Origin of the sequence: Micromonospora alfalfae, assembly GCF_022230925.1 — a bacterium.
GTDB lineage: Bacteria > Actinomycetota > Actinomycetes > Mycobacteriales > Micromonosporaceae > Micromonospora > Micromonospora alfalfae.
The window spans coordinates 18080-42901 of the sequence record NZ_JAKKFH010000004.1; the positions used below are offsets into that span (position 1 = coordinate 18080).

20 protein-coding genes are annotated in these 24822 nt (G+C 72.1%); 7 read left to right on the plus strand and 13 right to left on the minus strand.

The features are described 5' to 3' along the window. Positions 1 to 3: 3 nt before the first annotated feature. Together MED01_RS02270 and MED01_RS36275 are read right to left on the minus strand one after the other, a co-directional pair. Positions 4 to 978: an alpha/beta fold hydrolase gene (locus MED01_RS02270; protein WP_238666884.1), complete on the minus strand. Its 975-nt coding sequence runs from the start codon at positions 976 to 978 to the stop codon at positions 4 to 6. 23 nt (positions 979 to 1001) lie between these two features. Beyond that, positions 1002 to 3095 carry a hypothetical protein gene (locus MED01_RS36275; RefSeq protein ID WP_372493566.1) on the minus strand — a complete coding sequence of 698 codons (2094 nt, stop codon included), beginning with the start codon at positions 3093 to 3095 and terminating at the stop codon, positions 1002 to 1004. Positions 3096 to 4492: 1397 nt separating this feature from the next. On the opposite strand from MED01_RS36275, the gene MED01_RS02280 reads away from it, so the two are divergent. Beyond that, positions 4493 to 5131, plus strand: coding sequence for a TetR/AcrR family transcriptional regulator (locus MED01_RS02280; RefSeq protein ID WP_030489514.1), 639 nt, complete (start codon positions 4493 to 4495; stop codon positions 5129 to 5131). Positions 5132 to 5195: 64 nt separating this feature from the next. Next, positions 5196 to 5423, plus strand: a complete 228-nt coding sequence (locus MED01_RS02285) for a DUF3107 domain-containing protein (protein WP_088950288.1) — start codon at positions 5196 to 5198, stop codon at positions 5421 to 5423. Positions 5424 to 5498: 75 nt separating this feature from the next. Here the strand turns inward: MED01_RS02285 and MED01_RS02290 are convergent, their stop codons facing one another. After that, a complete protein-coding gene (locus MED01_RS02290; RefSeq protein WP_238666885.1) occupies positions 5499 to 6140 on the minus strand; it encodes a ferritin-like fold-containing protein in 642 nt (213 codons plus the stop codon). A 415-nt stretch (positions 6141 to 6555) separates the two neighbouring features. On the opposite strand from MED01_RS02290, the gene MED01_RS02295 reads away from it, so the two are divergent. Both MED01_RS02295 and MED01_RS02300 read left to right on the plus strand, forming a co-directional pair. Then, positions 6556 to 8253, plus strand: a complete 1698-nt coding sequence (locus MED01_RS02295) for a DEAD/DEAH box helicase (RefSeq protein WP_238666886.1) — start codon at positions 6556 to 6558, stop codon at positions 8251 to 8253. A gap of 88 nt (positions 8254 to 8341) precedes the next feature. Further along, positions 8342 to 9502 carry a class I SAM-dependent methyltransferase gene (locus tag MED01_RS02300; protein WP_238666887.1) on the plus strand — a complete coding sequence of 387 codons (1161 nt, stop codon included), beginning with the start codon at positions 8342 to 8344 and terminating at the stop codon, positions 9500 to 9502. A gap of 11 nt (positions 9503 to 9513) precedes the next feature. Here MED01_RS02300 and MED01_RS02305 read toward each other — a convergent pair whose 3' ends face one another. Beyond that, the gene (locus tag MED01_RS02305) at positions 9514 to 9954 is read right to left on the minus strand and encodes a hypothetical protein (RefSeq protein WP_238666888.1); all 441 of its coding nucleotides are present in this window, start codon (positions 9952 to 9954) and stop codon (positions 9514 to 9516) included. Between the two features lie 247 nt (positions 9955 to 10201). Here MED01_RS02305 and MED01_RS02310 point away from each other — a divergent pair, with 247 nt between their 5' ends. Then, the gene (locus MED01_RS02310) at positions 10202 to 10618 is read left to right on the plus strand and encodes a helix-turn-helix domain-containing protein (protein ID WP_210785506.1); all 417 of its coding nucleotides are present in this window, start codon (positions 10202 to 10204) and stop codon (positions 10616 to 10618) included. A 131-nt stretch (positions 10619 to 10749) separates the two neighbouring features. On the opposite strand, the gene MED01_RS02315 is transcribed toward MED01_RS02310, so the two are convergent. From MED01_RS02315 to MED01_RS02345, 7 genes are all read right to left on the minus strand, one after another. After that, on the minus strand, positions 10750 to 11676 hold the full coding sequence (locus MED01_RS02315) for a DUF8832 domain-containing protein (RefSeq protein WP_238666889.1): 927 nt from the start codon (positions 11674 to 11676) through the stop codon (positions 10750 to 10752). Between the two features lie 201 nt (positions 11677 to 11877). Continuing rightward, on the minus strand, positions 11878 to 14010 hold the full coding sequence (locus tag MED01_RS02320; RefSeq protein ID WP_238666890.1) for a RecQ family ATP-dependent DNA helicase: 2133 nt from the start codon (positions 14008 to 14010) through the stop codon (positions 11878 to 11880). 109 nt (positions 14011 to 14119) lie between these two features. Continuing rightward, entirely contained in the window at positions 14120 to 15229 is a 1110-nt protein-coding gene (locus MED01_RS02325; RefSeq protein WP_238666891.1) for a branched-chain amino acid ABC transporter permease, read from the minus strand. After that, a complete protein-coding gene (locus MED01_RS02330; protein ID WP_238666892.1) occupies positions 15226 to 16116 on the minus strand; it encodes a branched-chain amino acid ABC transporter permease in 891 nt (296 codons plus the stop codon). The genes MED01_RS02325 and MED01_RS02330 overlap by 4 nt, the downstream gene beginning before the upstream one ends. Continuing rightward, positions 16116 to 16877 carry an ABC transporter ATP-binding protein gene (locus MED01_RS02335; RefSeq protein WP_238666893.1) on the minus strand — a complete coding sequence of 254 codons (762 nt, stop codon included), beginning with the start codon at positions 16875 to 16877 and terminating at the stop codon, positions 16116 to 16118. The genes MED01_RS02330 and MED01_RS02335 overlap by 1 nt, the downstream gene beginning before the upstream one ends. 62 nt (positions 16878 to 16939) lie before the next feature. Continuing rightward, positions 16940 to 17683, minus strand: coding sequence for an ABC transporter ATP-binding protein (locus MED01_RS02340; protein ID WP_238666894.1), 744 nt, complete (start codon positions 17681 to 17683; stop codon positions 16940 to 16942). A gap of 2 nt (positions 17684 to 17685) precedes the next feature. Further along, positions 17686 to 18885, minus strand: coding sequence for a substrate-binding domain-containing protein (locus MED01_RS02345; RefSeq protein WP_238666895.1), 1200 nt, complete (start codon positions 18883 to 18885; stop codon positions 17686 to 17688). 457 nt (positions 18886 to 19342) lie between these two features. On the opposite strand from MED01_RS02345, the gene MED01_RS02350 reads away from it, so the two are divergent. Both MED01_RS02350 and MED01_RS02355 read left to right on the plus strand, forming a co-directional pair. Continuing rightward, positions 19343 to 20677, plus strand: coding sequence for a TrkH family potassium uptake protein (locus MED01_RS02350; protein WP_238666896.1), 1335 nt, complete (start codon positions 19343 to 19345; stop codon positions 20675 to 20677). A gap of 68 nt (positions 20678 to 20745) precedes the next feature. After that, positions 20746 to 21414, plus strand: coding sequence for a potassium channel family protein (locus tag MED01_RS02355; RefSeq protein ID WP_238666897.1), 669 nt, complete (start codon positions 20746 to 20748; stop codon positions 21412 to 21414). A 119-nt stretch (positions 21415 to 21533) separates the two neighbouring features. On the opposite strand, the gene MED01_RS02360 is transcribed toward MED01_RS02355, so the two are convergent. Then, positions 21534 to 23183, minus strand: coding sequence for a serine/threonine-protein kinase (locus MED01_RS02360; protein ID WP_238666898.1), 1650 nt, complete (start codon positions 23181 to 23183; stop codon positions 21534 to 21536). A gap of 71 nt (positions 23184 to 23254) precedes the next feature. Beyond that, positions 23255 to 24817: a fused MFS/spermidine synthase gene (locus MED01_RS02365; protein WP_238666899.1), complete on the minus strand. Its 1563-nt coding sequence runs from the start codon at positions 24815 to 24817 to the stop codon at positions 23255 to 23257. Positions 24818 to 24822: the final 5 nt, after the last annotated feature.

Genomic DNA, 24822 nt, shown 5'->3' on the forward strand with positions numbered 1-24822 from the left:
AGGTCAGCCTGCCAGATCAGACCGCCCCGCGGTGTCCTCCGTTTCGGCGAGCAGGCCGACCACCGCGCGGGCAACCAGCCGGGGAACCTCCAACTGCGCCACATGACCGACGCCCTCAAGCATCATCAATCGGCTGTCCGGAATGACCCGGGCGGTCTGCGGCCCGACCCGCACGTCGACCAGACGGTCCTGCAGACCGCCCACCACCAGTGTCGGAGCCCGTACCGCCTCGGCGAGGCGCCACAGCGACCCCGGCCCCGGCAGGTACGCCCGCAGGAAGCTGGAGACCAGCCCACGGAACGTCCGGACGTACGCGGCAGCGTAGTGCTCGGCCTCGTACCGCACCCGGATCTCCTCCAGCGCCTCGGCCCGGCGCTGATCGCAGATCCGGCTGAGGTCGGCAACGCACGCCTCCAGCACCTGCTGAGCCATCACCTCGGGAGCGAGCTGGGTGAGGTGCCGGGCGACCAGCCGCTCCCCTCGCGGAATGGCGAGCACCGGCAGCATCCGCCCCTGCAACGACCGCCGGAAATCCAGGAACGGCAGCGCCGGGGAGATCAGGGTGAGGGTGCGGACCAGATCCGGCCGGAGCCCGGCGACCTGGACCGCCACAGCGCCGCCCAGCGAATTGCCGAACAGGTGCACCGGCCCTCGACCGGAATACTCGATCCAGCGGACCACCAGATCCGCGAAGGCCGGAATCGTGTAGCTCGGGCCCGGCTCGCTACGGCCGAAGCCGGGCAGGTCGATGGCCTGACCGTCCAGCCGGTCGGCGAGCAGCCCGGCCAGGTCGGTCCAGTTCTGCGACGACCCGCCCAACCCGTGCACGTACAGCGCCGGCTCCGCGCCAGCGGCGGTGGCCGGGGTGTCCCGCACGTAGGTGACCCGTCCGTCGAGGCGGACTTCCCGGCCCGGCCATGGCGGCGGAACGGAGTCGTCGGGGAGCAGGTGGTCCGGCCAGAGGGTGGCGCGTCTCATTGCTCCAGTCTGCCTCGGACCACTCAGGACAGCAGCGCCTCCAGCCGACGGTTGACCGCCGCCAGCGTCGCCCGGACCACCGCCTGACGCGGATCACCAGCGACCAGGGCCGACCCGGCGAGCTGCTCGACCCAGCCCTCACAGACCAGCAGCGCCACCACTGTGGCCACCTCGCAATTGCCGAACGGCACCACAGCAGCGTGTTCGACGAAACAGCGCCCCCGCTCGGCGTTCTCGGCACCGCGCAGCAACTCGTCCACCGCGGCCGCCGCCGCCACCGCGCAGAGCCGCAACACGTAGCCGTCCACCGCCGGCCCGGTGGCGTACCCGGAGGCGCTGTCACCCCCGGCCAGCAGCCGGACCTCCACGTTCGCGTCCAGGCCAAAGGTGCTGACCTGCACGTGGTCGATCACCACTCGGGGCCCCGGCGCACCGCCGGTCTCCAGCGGCCGGGACGGCGCCGACTCCGTCGTGGTCACCTGGCCACCGGAGTACGACGTACCCAGCGTCGCCGGGCTACCGGTCGCGGCGCCGGTCGGCGCGGACGAGACCGACCCGGGTTCCTCCACCGTGGCGCGCCCCCGGTGCGGAGCGTTCGACCGGCGGCGGCGCATCGGGTCCGTGCCGGTCCGCTGCTCCGGCCCGGCCGGCGGGGAATCGACCCGACCGACGGACGGGCGGGCCACCGTCGGCGAGTCGGCCGACCGGACCTCGCCGGGGTCGCGCGAAGCCGCGTTTCGAGTCTCCGGGGTACGCCGCTCGGCGGGCTCAGCCGCGCGACGGCGAACCGGTGGAGGCGGCGTGCTGGGCAGGCCGGGCACGTTCTGCGGGGCTGCGGCCAACCCCATCCGCTCCTGGAGCAGCCGGGCCACCTGCCGACTCACCTCGGCCGGGTCGGCACCGTCGGCGAGGTCGAGTCGCAGACTGTGCGCCCCCGCCGGCGTGCGGCGCAGGGCCGCGTCGCGGACACCGGCCACCTCCCGGACGGCGTCCAGGATGGCGTTGACATCGAACCCCTCGGGGCGCTCGCGCAGTGGGGCTGGCTCGTCGTCCCGGCGCAGGTGAGTGGCGATGCGGGCAAGTTCCGGGGTTTCGGCGGGTGGCTCCACGGCTGGCGGCTCCGGCACGACGGGCACGTCCGGTTCTGCGGGGACGCGCTGCGGCAGCACCACAGCGCTCGCAGTCGACTCCCGGCCATCGTCGGCCGGCGACGTCGGGTCGGGAGCGGATCGGCGCGCCGCGTAGGCGGAGGCGGACGCCGGTGCGGGCTGATCGCGGCGGCCGGAACCCTTTGTGGCGGTGGGCGGGACCGCTGTGGTGGAGGACGGGGTGGCGTCAGTCGATGGCGAGCCGTTGACCGGCGCGACCGGTGGGGACGGCTCGACGGGTGACGGACCAGGCTCGGGTGTCGCCGGCCGGAGCCGGAACGGTGCTGTCGGTCGGACGTCGGGCCGGGACCGGCCGGGCGTCTCGCCCTCACCAGCGCTGGCCGACCGGCTGGCCGGCCACGACGGGCGCTCGACCGGGGTGGCCGGAAGCCGGCCCTCGGACCAGTCCGGCCGCTCGGCCCGGGAACTGCTCGCCGTCGGCGAACCGCCGGTCCAGGACGAGCGCTCCGCGACCAGCGACGGGCCTGCCGGAGCCGGTGGCGCGTCGGTCAGCGTGGGAGGTGGCCCGGCCGGAGCCGGAGGCGGTCCGGCGGGTGCCGGAGGCATCGCCTCGGGCGGTGCGGGCGGGTCGGCCGGTGCCGGGCTGGAGGCCCAGGAGGGTCGCGTCGGCGGCGAAGCGGCCGGCGCCGGATCGGCACCACCGGTCACTGACTGCCGCGTCGACGCCGCGCCGGTCGCAGGCGGTTCGGACCCGCCAGCCCAGGACGGCCGCACCGGCGGCACGCTTGTCGCCGCCTCGGACCCGCCGGCCCAGGACGGCCGCACCGGCGGCACGCTTGTCGGCGTCGGATCGGACCCCCCAGCCCAGGAGGGCCGCGCGGGTGACGCGCTGGACGGGTCGGGATCGGCCCCGCCAGCCCAGGACGGGCGGTCGGCCCGGGGGCCACCGGTCGCCCCGGACCCCGCCCAGGACGGACGGTCAGCAGGCGGACCGCTGGTCGGCGTCACACCACCAGCCCACGACGGACGATCAACAGGCGGACCACTGGTCGGCGTCACACCACCAGCCCACGACGGACGATCAACAGGCGGTACGGTGGTCGGTTCGGCGGGGCGTTCCGGGGTGGACTCGGATTCGACCCGGGCGGGTTCGTACGCCCGGGGTGGTTCGGCGCGCACCGGCTCGTACGGACGGGGCACCTCGGCGCGCACCGGCTCGTACGGCTGGTGGGGTTCGCCGACCCAGTCCGGTGCCGACTCGTCCCGTGCTGCCGGGCCAGCCGGCTCGTCGTCCTGGCGGGACCAGGGCGGGGCCCACCCGCCACCCCAGCTCGGACGGTTCCAGTTCGGCCCCGACCAGTCGGGCTCGATGGCCGACGACTCCCCGGCCCGGTGCGTTTCGCCGGCGCGGTGCGCGTCGCCGCTGCGGTGCGCCTCTCCGGCGCGATGCGTCTCCGCCGGCCGGGAACCTTCGCTAGCGCGACCGGGCTCGCCCTCGTCGGCGGACGCGGTCGGGCCCGGGGTGCGTCCCGCGGTCGCCGCGGGCTCGGGTGCGAGCGGGTCCCGCCAGTCGCGTGGCGCGGTCGGATTCTCGTCGGCGGCCAGCCGCTCGCCGGTCGGCGCGTGGAAACCGGGCGGCACCTCAAAGCCCGACGCCGCGGTGCCGACGGGCGGCACCTGGACGGCCGGCGGGGCCGGGGTGGGCAACCCGGGCTCGGCCCAGCGGGCACGGTGCGCGGCAGCCGGATCGACTGTGAACTGTGGGGAGGAGCCCGGGTCGGGCTCGACGGCACTCTGCTCCGTCGGCGGTGCGGGACGTTGGGCGGGCACCACGAGCCGGTCGCTGGCCGCCCCGGGACGCCCCTCAGCGGGCAGCCCGGGCGGGGCGCTCACCGGCGTGGGGCGTCCTGCGGGCGGTTCGAGACCGGGGTGAGGGACGCCGTTGACGTCGTCCGGGTGGTGCGCGCCGTTGACGTGGTGGCCGTTGGCGCGGGCCGGCGACTCCGGGTCGCCCGACCGCCCGACCAGCGGCGATGGCAGGTCACCGTGCCGTGTCGAGGAGGTCCGCCAACCCGACGCGGGGTCGGGCTGCCAGCGCGGCGCCTCATCCCGGGCGTCCTCGCGGTCGGCGGCTCGGGGCCACCCACCCGCCGGAGGCGCCCACCCACTGACGGAACGACTCGGGTCGTCGTGCTGACCCGCTCCGTCACCGTGCTCTCCCGGGGTGGCGGCTCCGGGTTGCCCTGTTTCACTCACCGCGCGCTCCTTGGTCGCCCCCGCTGAGGCTACCGTGTGCCGAGAGTGGCGATAAGTTACAGCGGCGGGCCATTTCCACGACCGAGGTCACGGGCCTCGCCCGGTCTGGGGGGAAAATGCCGGCTCGTACGGAGAACTCGGAGGATCCCATGACCGCTGCGGGGAACGGTGCACAGACCGCCGGCCGGCCCACCCGCCTGCCCCGCTCCGCGCGCCGTAAGCAGCTTCTCGCTGCGGCGCAGGAGGTGTTCGTCGCGCAGGGCTACCACGCCGCCGCGATGGACGACATCGCCGAGCGGGCCGGGGTTTCGAAGCCGGTGCTCTACCAACACTTTCCCGGAAAGATGGATCTCTACCTCGCGCTGCTCGACACGCACTGTGACGCCATCGTCGCTCAGGTGCAGGATGCGATGCGCGGCACCAGCGACAACAAGGAGCGGGTCAGCGCGTCGGTACGGGCGTACTTCGACTTCGTCGACCACGAGAGCGAGGCGTTCCGGCTCGTCTTCGAGTCGGATCTGCGCAACGACCCGGCGGTGCGCCAGCGGGTGGAACGGGTCGAACAGGGCTGCATCGCGGCGATCACCGACACCATCATCTCCGACACCGGAGTGAGTCGGGCGCACGCCGAGTTGCTCGCCTCCGGGCTGGTCGGCGCGGCGGAGACGGCCGCGCAGTTCTGGCTGGCGGGCGGCCGGCAGGTGCCGAAGGCCGAGGCCGAGGCGTTGGTGGCCGCGCTGTCGTGGCGGGGCATCGCGAGCTTCCCGCTGCAAGGTGAGTCAGCCTGACCGCTGGCCCCGTGATCGGATAGCCTTCGCAGGGCGGTTCTTTCGCCCCAGTTGAGGAGGCACAGTGGAGGTCAAGATCGGCGTGCAGTACGCGCCACGCGAGCTGGTAGTGGACAGCGCGCAGTCGCCGGCCGAGATCGAGCAGATCGTGACCGACGCCTTCGCCGGCAACGGCGGCACGCTCTCCCTGACCGACGAGAAGGGCCGGCGGGTCATCGTTCCGGTCGAGAAGGTCGCCTACGTCGAGATCGCCGAGGCGTCGTCGCGGGCGGTCGGGTTCACCGTCCGCTGACCGGTCCGGCCATCGCGGCAGGTCGGCACTCGGCCCACCTGCCGCAGGCCGGCGCCGGCCGACCCGCCCGGGTGGTCAGTTGTTCAGCCCGGCGGCGGCCATTCGCGCGGTGTGCGCGGTGGTGAGCCTGCCGAACAGCCCCGGCACGTCGACCCGGCCGTCGCGTGCGATCAGCGCGGTGAGGGTGGCCCGCTCGGCGGCGACCCGGCCGGCCTGGGACAACGCCTCACCGACCAGCCGCCGGGCCCACATGGAGAGCCGACCGGCCACCCGGGGGTCGTCGGCGACGGCCGCCCGGATCTCCACCGCGGCGAAGTCCGCGTACCGGGAGTCGTGCAGGACGTCCAGCACCAACGCCCGGTCCGGTTCCTCCAGCGCGTCGGCGATCTCGCGAACGAAGTCGTCGGTGATCGCGTCGCCCACGTACGCCTTGGTGACCACTTCCGCCCAGTCCCGTGGCTCGGTCGAATCGTGGTACGCCTGCAACGGCTCGACGTAGGGCGCCATCGCGTCCTCGGGCGGTACGCCCAACACTCTGAGCCGGTCGGCGAGGCGCCGGTAGTTGGCGATCTCGGCTGCGGCCATCTCGTTCAGCGCGGCCCGGCGGCGCAGGTCGGGAGCGAGCCGGGCATCGCCCGCCATCCGCTCGAAGGCGAGCAGCTCACCGAAGGCGACCAGACCCAGCAGGTCGGCGTACGCGGAACCGGAGGCGGACACGAGCGGCAGGCTATCGCGTAGCGGCCCTCGACCGCGTCCCGCGCCGTCCTGGCCGATCATGGAGTGATGCCGCCTGCCTTAACCCACTTTGCGAACTTTGTACCCCAGCACAAGTCCATGATCGACGTCGGCGGGAGCGAGGGGCGCGACGTCGGGCGCGGCGCGGAGTGTGGCTTAGGTCACATTTGCTTGCCCCGCGTGGCGAGTGGCCGCCTGGGAATCGGGACGGGGGCATGCCTGTTCAGGTAACATGGAGCAGTTGCCGTGGGCGCCGATCTGATCGAAGCTCAGCCCGCGGCGCGCGTGCGGCCCGGTCCGGCTCGGCAATCTGCCGCCGACCGTGTGGCCCGCGTCATACCGAACGCGCCCTGAGGACATGACGGGCGCACCCACGAGAGGGCACCCCCACATCCACATGAGCGACCTGACTCAAGATTTGCTGGACGGCCAGGAACTGGCCCCCACCGCCCCGGTTCGACCGGAGGCCCCCACGTTCGCCGCACTCGGCGCCCGCGCCGAGACCGTCGAGGCCCTGGCCTCGGCTGGCATCACCCGCGCCTTCGCCATCCAGGAATACGCTATCCCGATCGCGCTGCGCGGCGTCGACCTGATCGGTCAGGCGCCCACCGGCACCGGCAAGACCCTCGGCTTTGGCGTACCCCTGCTCGACCGGGTCTTCGCCCCGGGCGAGGGCAGCGACGGTGTCCCCCAGGCCCTGGTCGTCGTTCCCACCCGCGAGCTGGGCATCCAGGTCGCCAAGGACCTGGCCGCCGCCGGCCGGACGCGCGGCGTCCGCGTGCTGCCGATCTACGGCGGCGTGGCGTACGAGCCGCAGATCGACGCGCTGCGCAAGGGTGTCGAAATCCTGGTCGGCACGCCCGGCCGACTGATGGACCTGCAGAAGCAGAAGCACCTCCGGCTCGACCGGGTGCACGCACTCGTCCTCGACGAGGCCGACCGGATGCTCGACCTGGGCTTCCTCGACGACGTCGAGAAGATCCTGGCGATGCTTCCGGAAGACCGGCAGACGATGCTCTTCTCGGCCACCATGCCGGACCCGATCGTCACATTGTCGCGCCGCTTCCTGCGTCAGCCGATGACGATCCACGCCGGGCACACCGCCGAGACCGGCCCGTCGCCGCAGACCCAGCAGTTGGTCTACCGCACCCACTCGATGAACAAGGTCGAGGTGGTGGCGCGCATCCTCCAGGCGGAGGGGCGTGGGCTGACCATGATCTTCACGCGTACCAAGCGGGCCGCCGACCGGGTCGCCGAGGACCTCGACTTCCGCGGGTTCGCGGTCGCCGCGGTGCATGGTGACCTCGGCCAGGGTGCCCGCGAGCGGGCTCTGCGGGCCTTCCGGGCCGGAAAGATCGACATCTTGGTCGCCACCGACGTGGCGGCGCGTGGGCTGGACGTCACCGGCGTCACCCACGTCATCAACTACGACTGCCCGGAAGACCAGGACACCTACACCCACCGGATCGGTCGTACCGGCCGGGCCGGAGCGACGGGTGTCGCGGTGACCTTCGTCGACTGGGACGACATGCCGCGCTGGCGGATCATCGACAAGACCCTCGGTCTGGAGATGCCGGAGCCGCCGGAGACGTACCACACGTCGCCGCACCTCTACACCGATCTGCACATCTCCACCGAGGTCAGCGGCACGCTGCCCACCGCCGAGCGCACCCGGGCCGGGCTGTCCGCCGAGATCGAAGAGGATCTGGGTGGGACGACCCGCTCCCGTCGGGGCGACAGCGGCGGTCGGGGCCCCCGACGCGGCGAGAGCCGTGGTGAGGGTCGCGGCGAGCGCCGTGGTCGGGGCGATGGCCGCCGCGACCGCTCCGACGCCGGCACGCCGGCCGTCGCCGAGGCACCTGCGGCCGACGCCGCCGACGAAGGCAACGAAGGCACCCGTACCCCCCGCCGCCGGCGTCGCCGCCGTGCCGGCGAGGTGGTCGCGGCCGAGGCGACAGCCGTGATCTCCGCCGACGCCGGCCCCTCCGAGCCGGCCACCGCGTCTGACGGCGAGGCGTCCAAGCCGCGCCGCCGACGCCGCCGCCGTGGTGGCGGTTCCGGCGCGGACACTCCGGCCGAGGCGACAGCGGACTGACCACCAGCCACATCTGACATCCCCCGCACCGCCTCGCGCGGTACGGGGGATGTTCCCTTCTCCCACCCCACCTGCCGAAGATGGAACGATGCCGCAACCACTGGACGCCGCCCTGACCGAGGTTCGGGCGCTGCTGCTCGACCCCGCGCTGACCCGGGCGGTCGCCGCCGGACGTCGACGCGGTCGCCGCCCCACAGTCGAACGGGCCGAACTGCGGCCGGTGCGGCTCAAGGCCGGGCCCCGGATGCAGATCACCACGTCCGACGGTGCTCGCCCCTACACCCGCAACCTCGCCTCCGGTCCGGAGGCCGCTGCGGCGATCGACGAACTGCTCGCCGAGCCGTTCGGTAACTGGCACGTCGAGACGGCCGACGCGACCCTTCAACTGCGGGTGACCAAATCCGGCGAGGCGCAGGTGCACAGGGCCGCGACGTCCCGTCCGGTGGCGACGCCCACCGGAAACGACCGGACGAAGGAATACCTGCTCGACCCCGGTGACCCGATCTTCGCGGAGATCGGCGGCTCGGCGGCGAAGCGCCGCCAGGTGGACGCGTTCCTGCGGGCCCTGGCCGCGACCCTGCCCGACGACCTGACCGGTCCGCTACGGGTGGTCGACCTGGGCTGCGGCAACGCCTACCTGACGTTCGCCGCGTACCGCTATCTGACACGTCGGGGGCTCGACGTCCAGCTGGTCGGCGTGGACGTCCGGGAGGACCAGCGGCGACGAAACACCGAGCTGGCGCAACGGCTCGGCTGGGCCGACCAGGTCAGCTTCGTGGCCGGGACGATCGCCGACGCCGTCGTCGACCCCGCCCCCGACCTGGTGCTGGCGCTGCACGCCTGCGACACCGCCACCGACGAGGCGCTGGCCCGCGCGGTGCGCTGGGAGGCCCGCTGGGTGCTGGCCGCGCCGTGCTGCCACCACGATCTGGCGAAGCAGCTCCGCGCCCACCCCACCCCGGCCCCGTACGAGCTGCTGACCCGGCAGGGCATCCTGCGCGAGCGCTTCGCCGACGTGCTCACCGACGCGGTGCGCGCCGGGCTGCTGCGGGTGCACGGGTACCGGACCGAGGTGGTGGAGTTCGTGGACTCGCAGCACACCCCGCGTAACCTGCTGATCCGCGCCCGTCGTACCGGTGCCGGGGCGACCGACCCACAGCGCGCGGAGTACCGCGAGCTGGTAGACCAGTGGCAGGTCACTCCCCGGCTGGAGACCCTGCTGGCCGCCGGCGAGGCGTCCGTCTCCTAGGGGGTGGGTGGCTAGCGTCGCCGATCCCGGCCGCCGTTGCGCTCGCTGACACCGCGGTCGAGGACCGACACCCGGTCGGCGGCCGTCCGCTGGCCGGCCCAATCACCGTCGGCCGGGGCGGTCGGGAATGGCACGACAGTGCCCCCGGTCTCGGCGTTGCCGGCCGCCGCGAAGGCGTTCCAGGAGATGTCGACCAACAGCTTCTTCACCTCGGCGTGCCGGATGGCGGCGTTGTGTTGCAACGCCATCCGGGCGCCGAGCAGGACCGCGACCAGCGTGGTGGTGATGGTGCCGGTGGCGGCCAGCACCTGGAGGCCGGTCGCGGAGTCGGTGCGGAGCACCAGGACCAGCAACCAGATCCAGAACGCGGCGGCGAAGACGCCTGCCTTGGCGACGAAGAAGAGGCTCACCGCACCGGGCTGGTACGGCTGGGGGCGGCTCGATTCGGCCATGGTGCTCCTCGGCGATGGTCCGGTCGGAGGCGGCAGGCGACAGACGCCATGTCGGGACGGGCACCGAGCTTAATTGAAGAACGATGAAGATCGCTCGATGCAATTTTCGTTCTGCACACACGCTTCCAGAGAAAAGTCTCGTCCACGGGACAGTTTGTGCGGTCAGTCAATTGTTTCCGGCTCCTGGCGTACTACCCTCGGAAGGCGCATCGTCCCGGTGCTCCGGCAGGGGGGAAGACACACAGGGATGGGATCAGCCGACGTATCACCGCAGATGGCCTTCGCCCGCTTCGTCCGGCGCGCCATCGATGACGCCCGCGACGAACGCGGCTGGACCGTGACTGATCTTGCCTCACACACGGGCGTGGGCCGCTCCACAGTGTTCCGCTGGCTGGCCGGCGACTGGCAGGACTATCCCGAGTTGGCAAAGGTGCGCGGCTTCTGCGCTGCACTGGATCTGCCGGTCGCCGCCGCGTTCCGCGCGCTCGGGCTGCCCGACGCCGGCCCCGCGCCCCGCCGACGCCACGACGACGGCCCGGTCGAGGCCGATGTCCGGGCCATCCTGGACCGGCTGGCCGACCCTACGGTCCCCGCCGAGGAGAAGCACCACATCCGCGACCTGCTCCGCTACCTGGCCCGCCGCCCCATCCGCCGAGCCAGCTAACCCCCACCCCACCCCACCCCCCACCCTCTGCGGGCGTTGATCATGAAGTTATTGCCACGACACGCCGCAGCGAAGGGCAATAACTTCATGATCAACGGGGGAAGGGGTGGGGGGACGGGGGTGGGGGTGGGTTAGGGGACGGTGAGGGTGAACTCGGCGGTTCGGACTTCGGCGTTCACCTGGAAGTCGAGGTAGAGGCGGTAGCGGCCCGGGCCGGGGGTGGTCAACCAGAACTTGATCTGACCGTCCACCAACTCGGTCTCCGGGTGCACGTGCAGATAGCCGAGGTCGCCCTCGCGCAACGCCACCAGGTGCCCGTACGCCCCGAGGTAGCGCTCCAGCGGGGCTGCGCCGCCAACGCCGTCGACCCGGAAGGTCAGCGGCACTGTCGCCCCGGCCTGCGCAGTGCCCTGGTAGCCGACGGTGAAGCCGTCCACCGTCGTCGAGGTGGCCGGACCCGGCAGTGGACGCGGCCGGTAGTCGCCCGGCGCCACCAGGTCCGTGCCGAGGGTCACAGCGGTCTGCGCGCCGTTGTCGGCGACCACTGTGAAATCGGCGTACGCGCGCCAGAGGCCAGGCTGCGTGAGGGTCAACGGCACCGACCAGGTGCCGTCGGCCGCCATTGTCGGGTGCAGGTGCTGGTAACCGGTCAGGTCCCGCCGGACGACGATGAGGTGCATCGGCTTGTCGTGCACGATGGCGAACCGGGTCACCGGCCGGCGCTGCGCGTCGCGCACCTGGAAGCGGAGCTGATCGGGGCGACCCGCCGCGAACTCGGTGGCCACCGGCACCAGTGTGAACCCGGCCGAGCTGACCGCCAGACCGCCTGGCTCGGTGGGCGCGCCCTGATCGGTGGCCGCGGCACTGCCGTGGTTGTGCGGTGCGACGCCCGGTGGGTCGGTGTGCTCGGCGGCCAACGACGGGCTGCCGGTGACGGTGCCGTTGGCGTTCAGCCGGCCGAGGCCGAAGCCGAGCAGCACCGCCAGCACCAGCCCGCCGACCACCAGCGCCAGCCGGAGAGTGCTCCGGTCCAGTTCGGCGGGATCCTGGTCAGCCACTACCGACGCCCAGCGCCTGGCCTGCCTCGCCGCCGACGGTAGTGCCCGCAACGGCGCACGCACGGGTGACGGGCTGGTGGTCGGTCATGCCGCCCACGGTACCGCCGCGCCCGGCCGGGTCTGGCCGACGCCCGGAGAGCGTGGCGACTGTCGCACTCGACACCGCCCGGGAACTTTCCCACCCGACCGGACGGCAGCGGGTCAGCCGGCCACGGCGAGGGCGAGCGGGAGCACGTCGGTCGCGCCGGCCCGGCGTAGGGCCCTGGTCACCAGCGTCATCGTCCAGCCCGAGTCGATCAGGTCGTCGACGAGCAGCACCGGGCCGTCCAGCCCGGCCAGGGCGTCGGCCAGGTCGGTCGGCACGGTGAAGGTGTCGTGCAGGGCGCGTACCCGTTGGGCGCTGTTGCCCCGTGGCCCACCCGGGCCGTCGGGGCCGGACGCGGTGACCTCGCCGAGCAGCGGCAGCCGGCCCACTGTGGCGATCCGCTCGGCCAGCGAGCCGAGCAGCCGGGGCCGCCGACGGGAACCGACCGCGACCACCGCCACCGGCCGGCGGGGCCACGGGTCGTCACCGTGCGCCCATGCCTTCAGCACCTCCACGACGGCGCCGGCGACGTCGTCGGGCACCGGCGCGTCCGGCGCTTCCGGGCCGACGAGGGCGCGCAGCCTGCCACCCCAGCCCAGGTCGGAGAGGCGCCCGACGGCCCGGCCCGGCAGCGCCTGCTCCGCGGGGGCGATCCGGCCCTTGAGGGGTACGCCCACCGCGTCGAGCCCGGTCGGCCACAGCTTCTTCGGTGCGATCTCCACGCCGGGTCGACCCAGGAAGGTCTGTGCGGCGGAGAGCGCGGCGGTCGACACGTCAGCGGCGAAGAGTGGGTCGGCGCACCTGTCGCAGCGGCCGCAGTCGGCCGCCTCGGTGTCGTCCAGGCGTTCCCGTAGATATCGCATCCGGCAGTCGGACGTCGTCGCGTACTCCCGCATTGCCTGTTGCTCGACGGTGCGCGCCTCGGCGACGCGGCGCAACCGGGCCTCGTCGTAGACCCACTGCTCGCCGGTGGCGAGCCAACCACCGCGCACCCGGCGGACCGCGCCGTCCACGTCGAGCACCTTCAGCATCAGCTCCAACCGGGCCCGGCGCAGGTCGACGAGGGGTTCGAGTGCCTGGGTGGAGAGCGGGCGGTCGGTGTGCAGGGCGGCCAGCACGGCCCGGACCTGCTGCTCCGGTGGGAACGCCAGCGAGGCGAAGTACCGCCAGATCGCGGCGTCCTCGACGCCGGGCAGCAGCAGCACCTCGGCGTGCTCGACGGCGCGGCCGGCGCGGCCGACCTGCTGGTAGTACGCGATCGGCGAGGGTGGCGCGCCGAGGTGGACGACGAAGCCCAGGTCGGGCTTGTCGAAGCCCATGCCGAGGGCGCTGGTGGCGACCAACGCCTTGATCTTGTTGTCGAGCAGGTCCTGTTCGGCGGCGCGCCGGTCGGCGTCGTCGGACTGCCCGCTGTACGAGGCGACCGGGTAGCCCCGGGAGCGCAGGAACTCTGCGGTCTCCCCCGCTGCCGCGACGGTCAGCGTGTAGACGATGCCCGAGCCGGGCAGCTGGTCCAGGTGGTCGGCGAGCCAGGCCAGCCGGTGCGCCGGGCTGGGCAGGTCGAGCACCCCGAGGCGCAGCGACTCGCGGTCCAGGGTGCCGCGCAGGATGAGGGCGTCGCCCAGCTGCTCGGCGACGTCCTGGGTGACCCGGGCGTTGGCGGTGGCGGTGGTCGCCAGCACGGGGGTGCGCTCGGGCAGCTCGGCGAGGAACGTCCGCAGCCGCCGGTAGTCCGGCCGGAAGTCGTGCCCCCAGTCGGAGACGCAGTGCGCCTCGTCGACCACCAGCAGGCCGGTGGTGGCGGCCAACTTCGGCAGGACGCCGTCGCGGAAATCCGGGTTGTTGAGCCGTTCGGGGCTGATCAGCAGCACGTCCACCGCGCCGGTCTGGATCTCGGCGGTGATCTCGTCCCACTCGTCGAGGTTCGCCGAGTTGATCGTGCGGGCCCGGATGCCGGCCCGCGCGGCGGCCTCGACCTGGTTGCGCATCAACGCCAGCAGCGGCGAGACGATGACTGTCGGCCCGGCCTGGTGGCGCTGCTCGCGGTCGCGGAGCAGTGCGGTGGCCACGAAGTAGACAGCCGACTTGCCCCAACCGGTGCGCTGGACGCAGAGCACCCGCCGCCGGTCGACGACCAGCGCCTCGATGGCGCGCCACTGATCCTCGCGCAGCCGGGCGTTGTCACCGGCCAGCCGGCGCAGCACCGCCTCGGCCCGCTCGCGTACCGCTGCCCGCTCTGCTGTCTCCACCCGGCATTTCTACCAGCGCCGTCCGTCATCCCCCTGTTGATCAAGAGGTTTGCGTCACCATTCGGCCTGATTCTGACGCAAACCTCTTGATCAACCGAGTCAACGTTGGTCAGCGGCGGGGTCGGGGGCGGAGGGCGCGGGTCAGGTGGGACAGGCGGGGGGCCAGGCTGGTCAGGCCACCTGGGAAGAAGTAGACGGCCAGGATGAAGACAGTGCCCAGGACGAACAGCGGCTGGCTCAACGGACGGCTGAGGACGGCCGGCAGGTTGTCCACCGCGTCGCTCGTGCCGAAGGCGGTGAGCCGGTGGTCCAGGTACATGTAGAGGACACCACCGAGCACCGGACCCCACCGGGTGCCCGGCCCGCCGAGCACCACCATCACCAGCAGCGACAGGGTCAGCTCGGAGGACGTGATGTGCGGCGACGCGCCGCCGACGATCAGGACGTAGACCACCCCGCCCGCCGACGCCAACCCGCCGGCCAGGGTGAACGCCACCAGCTTGTAGCGGTACGGGTCCAACCCGAGCACGCCGATCCGCCGCTCGTCGTCACGCAGCCCGGCGAGCACCCGACCGGTCGGTGACCCGCTCACCCGGTGCACCACGAAGACCACAAGGGTCAGGTACGCCAGCGCCAACCAGTACAGGTTGACCGTGTTTGTCACCCCCACCAGTCCGGCGGGCAGCCCCGACACGTCCAGCGGCAGGCCCTCCTCGCCACCGGTGAGCCCGCCGAAGTCCCGGGCCACCAGGATCGCGCCCACCTGGGCGAAGGCCAAAGTGACCATGGCGAACGCGATGCCCACCGTCCGCAGCGCCACCGCGCCGAGCAGCGCGGCGAGGATGGTGCCGCCGGTGATGGTCAGCAGCCCCGCCTGCCACAGCGGCAGACCGGCCCGGGTGATCAGGATGTCGGTGCCGTAGACACCGGCGGCGAAGTACAGCGCGTGCCCGAAGGAGAGCATCCCGGTCCGGCCGAAGAGCAGGTCGTACCCGGCCGCCAACCCACCGAAGATCAGGCAGATGGCGAGCAGTTGCAGGGTGCCTGGTGAGTTGACCGGCCCCTCGAAGACCCCCGGCAGGGACATCGTCGAGTACGGCAGGATCGCCAGCACCACCAGCGCGACCAGCGGCAGGAACGGGCGGACCCGGTGCCACCGCCCCCGCTGCGGACTCAGTTCGTCGGGCACCTGTGCGCGAGGCGCGTCGATCACCGTCATGCCGTTGCCACCTTTCCGGCGATGCCCTGCGGACGCAGCAGCAGCACCACGGCCAGCAGCCCGACCACGCAGATGTCGCCCAGCCCGGACGTGCCGTAGTAGTTGACGAACTGCTGCACCAGCCCGACCACGACCGCCGCGTACGCGGAGCCGACCACCGAGCCCATCCCGCCGATCACCACCACGATGAACGCGAAGATCAGCAGCGAGCCGCCCTGCCCGGGCGAGACGGTGCCGAAGTAGACCCCGCCGAGCGCGCCAGCGAGCGCGGCGGCCGCCCCACCGATCGCGAAGACCAGCGTGAACGCCTTGCGGACGTCGATGCCCAGCGCTGTCACCATCTCCCGGTTCTCCACCCCGGCGCGGATCACCAGGCCGTACCGGGTCCAGCGCAGGAACGCCAGGATCGCGCCGAGCACCAGCACCGCCGCGATGATCAGCAGCAGGCCACCGTTTGGCACCTGCGCGCCGAGGATCCCGGTCACCTGCCGGGTCCAGTCCGGACGCGGGAACGGCCGGGCGTCCGCACCCCAGGTGGCCTGGAGCAACGCCACCCCGGCCAGCGACAGCCCGACGGTGACGAGCACCTGCTCGATGGTGCGGGAGTACAGCGGGCGGATCAGCACCAGCTCGACCAGGATCGCGACCAGCGTGCCGGCGGCCACCCCGAAGGCGACAGCGATCACGAAGCCGAACCCGTCCGGGCCGGCGCCCGGCAGGTTGCCCGCCGCCCACCAGGTGCCGTACGCGCCGACGCCGAGGAACAGCCCGTGCGCGAAGTTGAGCACGTCGGCCAGGCCGAAGACCAGAGACAGGCCGGAGGCGACCAGGAAGTACAGCGCCGCCAGGCCGAGGCCGGTCAACGCCAACAGGATCACGGTGCCCATCAGAGCTGGTCCTTCCTCGCGACTGCGGGGCTCGCAAGCTCACTCCTCGCGCTCGGCGTGGACACCTCCGCCGAGCCGACACCGAGCAGCGACTTCGTCAACGCGGTCTCCAACAGCAACTCGTGGGCGTCGCCGGTCCACGCCACCTTGCCGGCGGCCAGCACGACAGCGTCGCGGGCCAGTCGGCGTACGACTGCCAGGTTCTGCTCGACCAGCAGCACCGGCACCGACTCCGCGACCCGTTCCAGCACCTCGGCCACCTCGGTCACCACCTTCGGCGCCAACCCCTTGGTCGGCTCGTCGACGAGCAGCAGCCGGTTGTCGTTGAGCAGCACCCGACCGATGGCGAGCATCTGCTGCTGCCCGCCGGAGAGCGAACCGGCCCGTTGCCGCCCGCGTCGGTCCAGCTCCGGAAAGAGCGCGAAGACCTTGTCGTACGCCGGGGTGGTGCCGCGCCGTTCGGCGAGGCGCAGGTTCTCCGCGACGGTGAGCCCGGCGAACACGCAGCGGTCCTCGGGCACGTAGCCGAGCCCACCGCGGACCAGCCGGTGCGTCGGCCGGGCCAGCAGACTCTGCGCGCCCATCCGGATGGTGCCGCGGACCTCCCCGGCGGGCGGGGTGAGGCCGACGATCGCGCGCAGCGTGGTGGTCTTGCCGACGCCGTTGCGACCGAGCAGGACTGTCACGCCGGTCGGGGCGACAGTGAAGGACACCCCCTGGAGGATGTGCAGCCCGGAGATCCGGACCGAAAGCTCCTCCACACTGAGGATCGGTTCCTCAGTTCGCGACTGCGGGGCTGGCAGACCCGGCTCGCTCCTCGCGTTCACAGCGACTCCCCCAGGTAGGCCTCTTGCACTGTGGGGTTGGCCATCACCGTCTCCGGGGTGTCGCAGGCCAGCAGCGCGCCGTGATGCATGACGGCGATGCGGTCGGCCAGTTCCAGGATGACGTCCATGTGGTGTTCGACCATCAGCACCGCCCGGCCACTGTCGCCGGTCAGCGACTTGATGACGGCCACCAGTTCCGGCACGTCCTCGGCGCTGACCCCGGCCATCGGCTCGTCCAGCAGCATCACCCGCGGTTCACCGGCGAGCAGCAGGGCGATCTCCAGCTTGCGCTTCTCGCCGTGGGCCAGGGTGCCGGCGAGGGCCGTACCCCGGTGGGCGAGGCCGACCCGGTCGAGCGCCGCGTCGGCGGCGGCGGCGACCTCCCGGTCGGCCGCCGCCCGCCGCCACAGTGCCATCGAGCCCCCGCGGTGCGCCTGCACGGCGAGCCGGACGTTCTCCCGCACGCTCAGCGAGCCGAAGACCGAGGACGCCTGGAAGGTACGGCCCAGACCGAGGCGCGCCCGCCGGTGCGGCGCAAGCGCCCCGATGTCCTGCCCGTCCAGCACGATCCGGCCCTCGGTCGGCCGGCGCAGGCCGGTGATCAGGTTGAACAGTGAGGTCTTACCGGCGCCGTTGGGCCCGATGACGCCCAGGAACTCCCCGGGCGCCAGGTCGAGGTAGACGCTGTCGACGATGGCGACCTCACCGATCCGCCAGGTCAGACCGCGGGTGGCGAGCATGGTCAGCCCTTCATGGCCACGGCCGGCGGCGCGGTCTCGTCACCGGTGAGGCTCTTCTGCGCGGTCGCCGTGAACGCGGTGCCGCTGCCGGTCAGCTTGGCCTGGAACATCGGCTGGAGCAGCGCGTGGTCGGCGGCCCGGATGGTCATCTTGCCCTTGACCCCGTCGAAGCTCCAGCCCTCCAGGGCGGTGACCATCTTGTCGACGTCGTCGCCACCCTCCTGCGCGGCCCGGACCACCATCTGCGCGGCGGCGAAGCCGTCCGGGTGGAACAGGTCGATGGTGTTGACAGTGGCCTTCAGCGCCTTGCTGGCCTCGGTGTCGCTGGCACCGTCGAAGTAGTGCGAGAGGAAGGAGATCTTCGCGCCGGCAGCACCGAAGGTCGGCCACGAGGCGCGGATGTCCAGGCCGGTGACGACAGTGGTGGACGAGAGGACGCCCTGCTGGTCGAGGGTCTGCCACATGGCCGGGGCGGTGGTGCCCGCCCACGCCACGAAGAGCAGGTCCGGCTTCGCGGTCTTGATCTGGCTGGCGAACGGGGTGAACTCGGTGGCACTGGCCGGGGCCCGGACGCTGCTCACCGTCGCGCCCGCACTGCCGATGACGGCCTTGACGGCGGCCTCGTTGGCGTCACCGAACGCGCCGTCCTGGGCGAAGACCACCACCTTCTTGCCGGTGGGGTCACCGATGAACGACTTGGCGGTCACCACGTCCTGGTAGGACTGCCGACCGGAGCGGAAGGTGTACTTGTTCGCGCCGGTCACCGCGTCCGTGGCGGCCGGGCCGGAGATGAACAGGACCTTGTTCTGCGCCGCGATCGGCGCGACCTGGAGCGCCACACCGGAGGCTGTGGAGCCGGCGATGATCTTCGTACCCTTGCCGATCAGGTCCTTCGCCGCGGAGACGGCCTTGGCCGGATCGCCAGCGTCGTCGACCTCGGTCAACTCGATCTTGCGGTCACCGACCTTGCCGGTGCCCTGGGTGGCGAAGTCCAGCCCCGCCTTGAACCCCTCGATGTACTGCTTTCCGTAGCTGGCCAGGGCTCCCGACTGGGAGTACACCAGGCCGACCTTGACCGGGGCGGCACTGTCGCCGCCGCCGGTGGCGGTGTCCTGCGGGCTGCCACAGGCCGTGGCGGCCAGCGCCGCGGCCATCATCGTGGCGGCGGAGAGGAACGCCCGCCGCGTCGTCCGGACCGTCATTGCGACTCCACATGAGGACTCAGAGGGAGAGAACTTCTTCGTGACGGCTCACGCTAGAAGTGACGTCACCCACGAGCTATGTGGCGGAAACACACAAGTAACAGGAATGAGGTGGCCGGAGGTTACAGCGGGCCGCACTACCAGCCGGAAGCGCCCGCCCTCGATGGCCCGAACCCCCACGGACCACCCGAACCGTGTGTCGCCCCGCGCCATTCGTCCGCTTCGGTCAGCGGAACCCGCGATGGGTCTGCCGCCTCTGCCCCCAGACGCTGGCGAACATCTCCTCCCCTCAAGATCGTGCTCGAACCTGGAATTAGTGGCCTCGGAGCACCGCCACGCCACTACATCCTGGATCGAGCGCGATCTCGCACCCACGACAGGCGATTCGGGCTGGCAGATGAATCTCCGGAATGTCCGTTCCCACTCCAGGGCCGCTGGCGGACAGGAAGATTGTCTGGTGCGCCAGTTCTTCCGCAATCCCGTGCGACTGGTGCCGTTCGCGTTCCTGGTCCCGATACTGCTCGGCACCCTGTTGCTCATGGCGCGCTGGGCGACAGTGGAACACGAACGCCCACCCGTGGTCACAGCGCTCTTCACCGCCACCTCGGCCGTGTCGGTCACCGGCATGGCCATCACCGACACGCCGAACTACTGGTCCGGCGCGGGACTGGTGGTGATCACCCTGCTCACCCAGCTCGGCGGTCTCGGCATCCTCACTGTCGCGGCGTTGGTCATCCTGGTGGTCTCCAGCCAGCTCGGACTGCGCAACCGGTTGCTGGTGCAGGCCGAGACGGCCGAGTTCGGCATCGGTGAGGTGGGCCGGTTGCTCCGCCGGATCGCGTTGACCGTCTTCGCCTGCGAGGCGGTGATGACAGTGCTGATCGCCGGTCGGCTCTGGCTGGCCTACGACTATCCGTTCGGGCGGGCCCTCTGGTCGGGCGCCTTCCACGCCGTGCAGGGGTTCAACAACGGCGGCTTCGCGCTCTACACCGACGGGCTGCTGGCCTTCAGCCGTGACCCGTGGGTGTCGCTGCCCCTGGCGATCGGCGCGATCATCGGCGGTCTCGGTTTTCCCGCGCTCTTCGAGGCGGTCCGCGAGTGGCGGCAGCCGGCGCACTGGGCGGTGGCGACGAAGTTGACCATCTGGGGCAGCGCGGCGCTGCTGCTGGTCGGCTTCGCCGGCCTGCTCGCCGCCGAGTGGACCAACGCGAGCACCATCGGCCAGTACGACGTACCCGGGAAGATCCTCGCGTCGTTCACCCAGATCGCGCTGAGCCGCACCGGCGGCTACAGCGTCCTGAACATCGCCGACCTGCAGGAGGAGAGCTATCCCCTGCTGATCGTGCTGATGTTCATCGGCGGCGGCAGTGCCAGCACGGCCGGTGGCATCAAGGTCTCCACGTTCTTCCTCCTGGCGTTCACCATCTGGGCGGAGTTGCGGGGCGAGCCCGACGTGACGATCGGGCACCGGCGGGTGGCCACCGCGAGCCAGCGGCAGGCGGTCACCGTGGCGCTGCTCAGCGTCGCGTTGGTGACCGCCGGGACCATGCTGTTGCTGCTGCTCACCGAGGGCGTCCGCTTCGTCGCGGCCCTGTTCGAGATCACCTCGGCGTTCAGCACCACAGGTCTGACCATCGGTCTGGCCACCGAACTGCCGGCCGGCGGCCAACTGGTGCTGACCGTGCTGATGTTCATCGGCCGCGTCGGGCCGCTCACCCTGGGGTCGGCGATCGCCCTGAACACCCGACGCCGCCTCTACCGCTATCCCCAGGAGCAACCCATTGTCGGCTAGGGCGTGTTTCAGAAGTGTCGGCCGGCCCGCACGCCGGGACCACGCCCTTGGGAGCAGGGAGGGCCGAGGTGTCGGCTAGACGAGCGGACAGCGGCGGCGTCGTGGTGATCGGGCTGGGTCGATTCGGTTGCCACCTGGCCGGGTCGCTGACCCGGATGAACCGCGAGGTGTTGGCCATCGACCGCAACCCGGCGAAGGTGCAGCGCTGGTCGGCGCAGCTCGACCGGGTGGTTCAGGCCGACGCGACCGAGGAGGGGGCGCTGCGGCAGCTGGGCATCACCAGTTTCGGGCGGGCGGTGGTGGCCATCGGGGCCTCGGTGGAAGCGAGTGTGCTCACCGTGTTGGCGCTGGTCGAGCTGGGTGTGCCCCAGATCTGGGCGCGGGCCACCTCGCAGAAGCACGCCAAGATCCTGGCGTCGGTGGGCGCGCACCACGTGATCTTCCCGGAGGCGGAGACCGGGGACCGGGTCGCGCACCTGATCGTCAGCCGGTTGCTCGACTTCATCGAGTTCGACGACGACTTCGCCATCGCCACCGTCCGGGTGCCGGAGTCCCTGGTCGGGCGCACACTGCTCGACCTGAAACCGGAGGAGCGCTTCGGGGTACGCGTGGTCGGTGCCAAGCTGCCGGGCGAACGCTTCCGGTACACCTCCGACGACACCACGCTTCCCCAGAACGGGGTGCTCATCGTCGAAGGTGGGATCGACCAGGTCCAGCGATTCGCGGGGTTGCGCTGAACTGCTCCGCAGGGCGAGATCGACCGGGGCCGTCGAACCAGTTGGTCCGACGGCCCCGAAGCATGGCGAAACGGTGTGGCCTGCTCACTTCCGGTGACCACCCGGCCCCTTGGTCACCTTCACACTTTTCCCGGACCACCACCGGCAGCCTTCGCGGGCTTCGCCGGGGCCTTCGCCGGCTTCGGCGGCTTGGCCTTCGACGCGCCGCCGCCCGAACCGGAGCCGCTGCGCACCTTCGCTGCCTTGGGCGGAGCCTTCGGCGTGGCGGCCTTGCTCGGCGGGGCCGTGGACGGCGCGCTGCCGGCGACGCCGGAAACCCGAACCCCGCAGGTCGCCTCGCCGAGCCGGAACTCCACAGGCAACGGGTTCGCCCCGCTGTACCTACCCGTGAGGGTCACCTTCTCGGCCGCGCCAGCGGCCAGCGTGGTGCGCTGGGCCGCCGGTCGGATCAGCACCGTGCTCCCCTGCTGGTGCACCGGCGCGGGCTCCGCCTTCGTCACCTTCTGCTGCCCCGGGAAGGTGAAGCTCATCGCCCAGTCCCGCAGCTCACGGCCACCGGTGTTGGTCAACGTCAGCTCGGCGGAGAACTCGGTGCCGGAGTCGGAGCGCAACGCGTACGCCACCTCGCAGGGCACCGCCGCCGGCAGACCCATCCGCGCCTCGGTCGTCGGCCGGTCCCCTCCGCTGGCCGGGCTGCGCGAGGTGAACCCCCACATCGCCCCGGTGACCGCGATCAGCCCGACGGCGGCCACTCCGGCCTCCACCCGTCGACGCCGGGTCACCCGCTGCTGCGTCCGACGGTCCCGGTTGCGGGTCCGCGACAACGGCAACGCGTCGGTCGCCGCCGACCAGGGCAGGATCGTGGTACGCGCACTGCCGAGCATGGTCGCGTCCAGCGGCCCGGCGGCCGGGGACACCGGCACCGCCGCGAGCATGCCGGCCGCCTCGGCGAGCGTCCGGGTCAGCTCGGCGGTGGCCGGTCGGTCGGCGGGCCGCTTGGCCAGGCAACGTCCGACCAGGTCGGCCACCCCGTCGGGCAGCCCCGCGACGGTGGGCATCGGCTCCGGGTCGTTGTACATGTGGGCGCGCAGCATCTGGGTGGTCGTGCTGGCTAGCCACGGCAGTCGACCGGTGAGCATCCGGTAGAGCAGCAGTCCAACGGCGTACACGTCGGTGGCCGGGGAGACCTGGCCGTTGTCCAGCCGCTCCGGGGCGAGGTACGCGGGAGTGCCCAACAGCGTGCCGTCCGGGCCCTTCTCGCTCTCCCCGACGAGCGCGGAGATGCCGAAGTCGACCACCTTGACCCCGGTTGAGGTGAGCATGACGTTGCCCGGGGTGACGTCGCGGTGCACCACCCCACGGGCGTGCGCGGTGGCCAGCGCGGAGCTCACCTCGGCGCCGATGGTCACCGCCTCCCGCCACGGCAGTTGGCTCTCCCGACCCAACCGGCTGGCCAGCGAAGCGCCGTCGACCAGCTCCATCACCACGTACGGCACCGTCAGACCGACCTGCTCGGACTCGCCGTAGTCGTACACGTTGGTGATGTTGGGGTGGCAGAGCCGCGCTGCGGCCTGCGCCTCGATCCGGATGCGGTGGCGGAAGGCCCGGTCGCTGGCCAGCCGGGAGGCCAACACCTTCACCGCGACCTGACGACCGAGCACCTCGTCGTAGCCACGCCAGACCACCGACATGCCGCCCGCGCCGAGTTGTTCGATCAGCCGGTACCGCTCATCGAGCAACTGCGCGCCGTTCCGGTCCCCACCACCCATGGTGAGCGATGTTGCCCAGGAACGGCCCGCCTACACCTGGAGTATCGGATTCGGTCAGGATTGTCACCCGATCAGGCGGTGGCCAGCAGTTGATCCACCGGGGCGTAGTCGTCGGTCAACACCATCGCCCCGTCGACGAAGTCCGTCAGCGCCGCACCGGACAGCAGGCTGACCTTCGGATCCACCTCGGCCAGCCGGGCCCGGACAGCTTCCAGCGGCAACGGCGCGTCGGAGCCGACGATGAGGAAGTTGGAGCCCTGCTCCTGGGCGAGCGCTTCCGGCGGCGCGATCAACGCGACGTGCCCGAACTCGGCTGCCACAGTGGCCAACTCGGCGCGGATGAACCGCAGCGGCGGGTAGTCGATGACGTTCTGCACGTACACGCCGCCGGGGCGGGTCACCCGCCGGACGTCGGCGGCCATCTCCCGGGTGGCCAGGTGCCAGGGCACCACCAGGTGCCCGAACGCGTCCCCGACCACCAGGTCACGGCTGTCGGTCGGCTCGCCGGCAACGAGCATCCGGGCGTCACCCACCACCGCCCGCAGGTCCGGCCCCGGCCGTACGCCCAGTTCCTGCTCACCCAGCTCGACCAGCCCGCCGTCGATCTCGAACACCAGGTTGTCGGTGCCCGGTCGGGTCGCGGTCAGGTAGCGCGGCACTGTGAAGCCACCGCCGCCCAGGTGTAACGCGTCCAGGCGCTGACCGGCCGGCGCGGCGACGTCGCCGACCGCGCCGATCCACTTCGTGTACGCGTACTCCAGGTGTTTCGGGTCGTTGAGGTCCACGTACGAGTGCTGGGCGGAGTTGAGCAGCAGCGTCCGCCCGCTGGGCCGGGCGGGGTCCGTGGTGACCCGGGCGCAGTGGTACGCCGTCTCGATGTCGCACGGGTTGGGCGCCACGGTGGTCAGCCCCGCCCCGGCCAGGCCGAGTACGGCCAGCGCGGCTCGGGCCCGGGCCGGACCGGGCAGCTCGGTGGGCTCCTGCCGGCGCAGGTACCAGCCGAGGCCGATGCCGACCAGCCCGAGCGCGAGCGCCAGGGCCAGCAGGATGACGGTGCTGCGCAGCGCGGCGACCAGCACGAACCCGGTCAGCAGGGTTGCGGTGATGCCGCCCAGGGTGCCGATCCCGGAGAGTCGACCGACCACCTGGCCGGTGCGGCGCAGGTCGGCGAGCTGGAGTTTCACCACCAGCGGGGTGACAGCTGCCAGCAGCGCGGCCGGCACGAACACCGCCAACGCGACAAGCAGCAGGATGCCGCTGGCCGCACCACCGCGCAGCACCTCACCGGCGTACCGGACGACGGGCAGGGTGACGGCGGTGGCGATGCCGGCCAGCACCAGCGCCGGCGCCAGCAGGCCTCGCGGGTTACGCCGGTCGGCCAGCCAACCGCCGGACCACGCGCCGTACGCGATCGCGGCCAGCGCGATGCCGATCACCGAGCTGGTCACCTGAAGGGTCACCCCTACGTACGGGCCGACCAGGCGCAGCGCGACTGTCTCCAGCACCAGCACGGCACCGCTGGAGAAGAACACCAGGAATGCGGCCAGGCCGTTGGGCAGCGCCCGGCCGGTGACCGGCACGGGCGGAGCCGGGGGCGCCGGCAGGGCCGCTACGTCGGACGGTGGGGAGCTCATCGTCG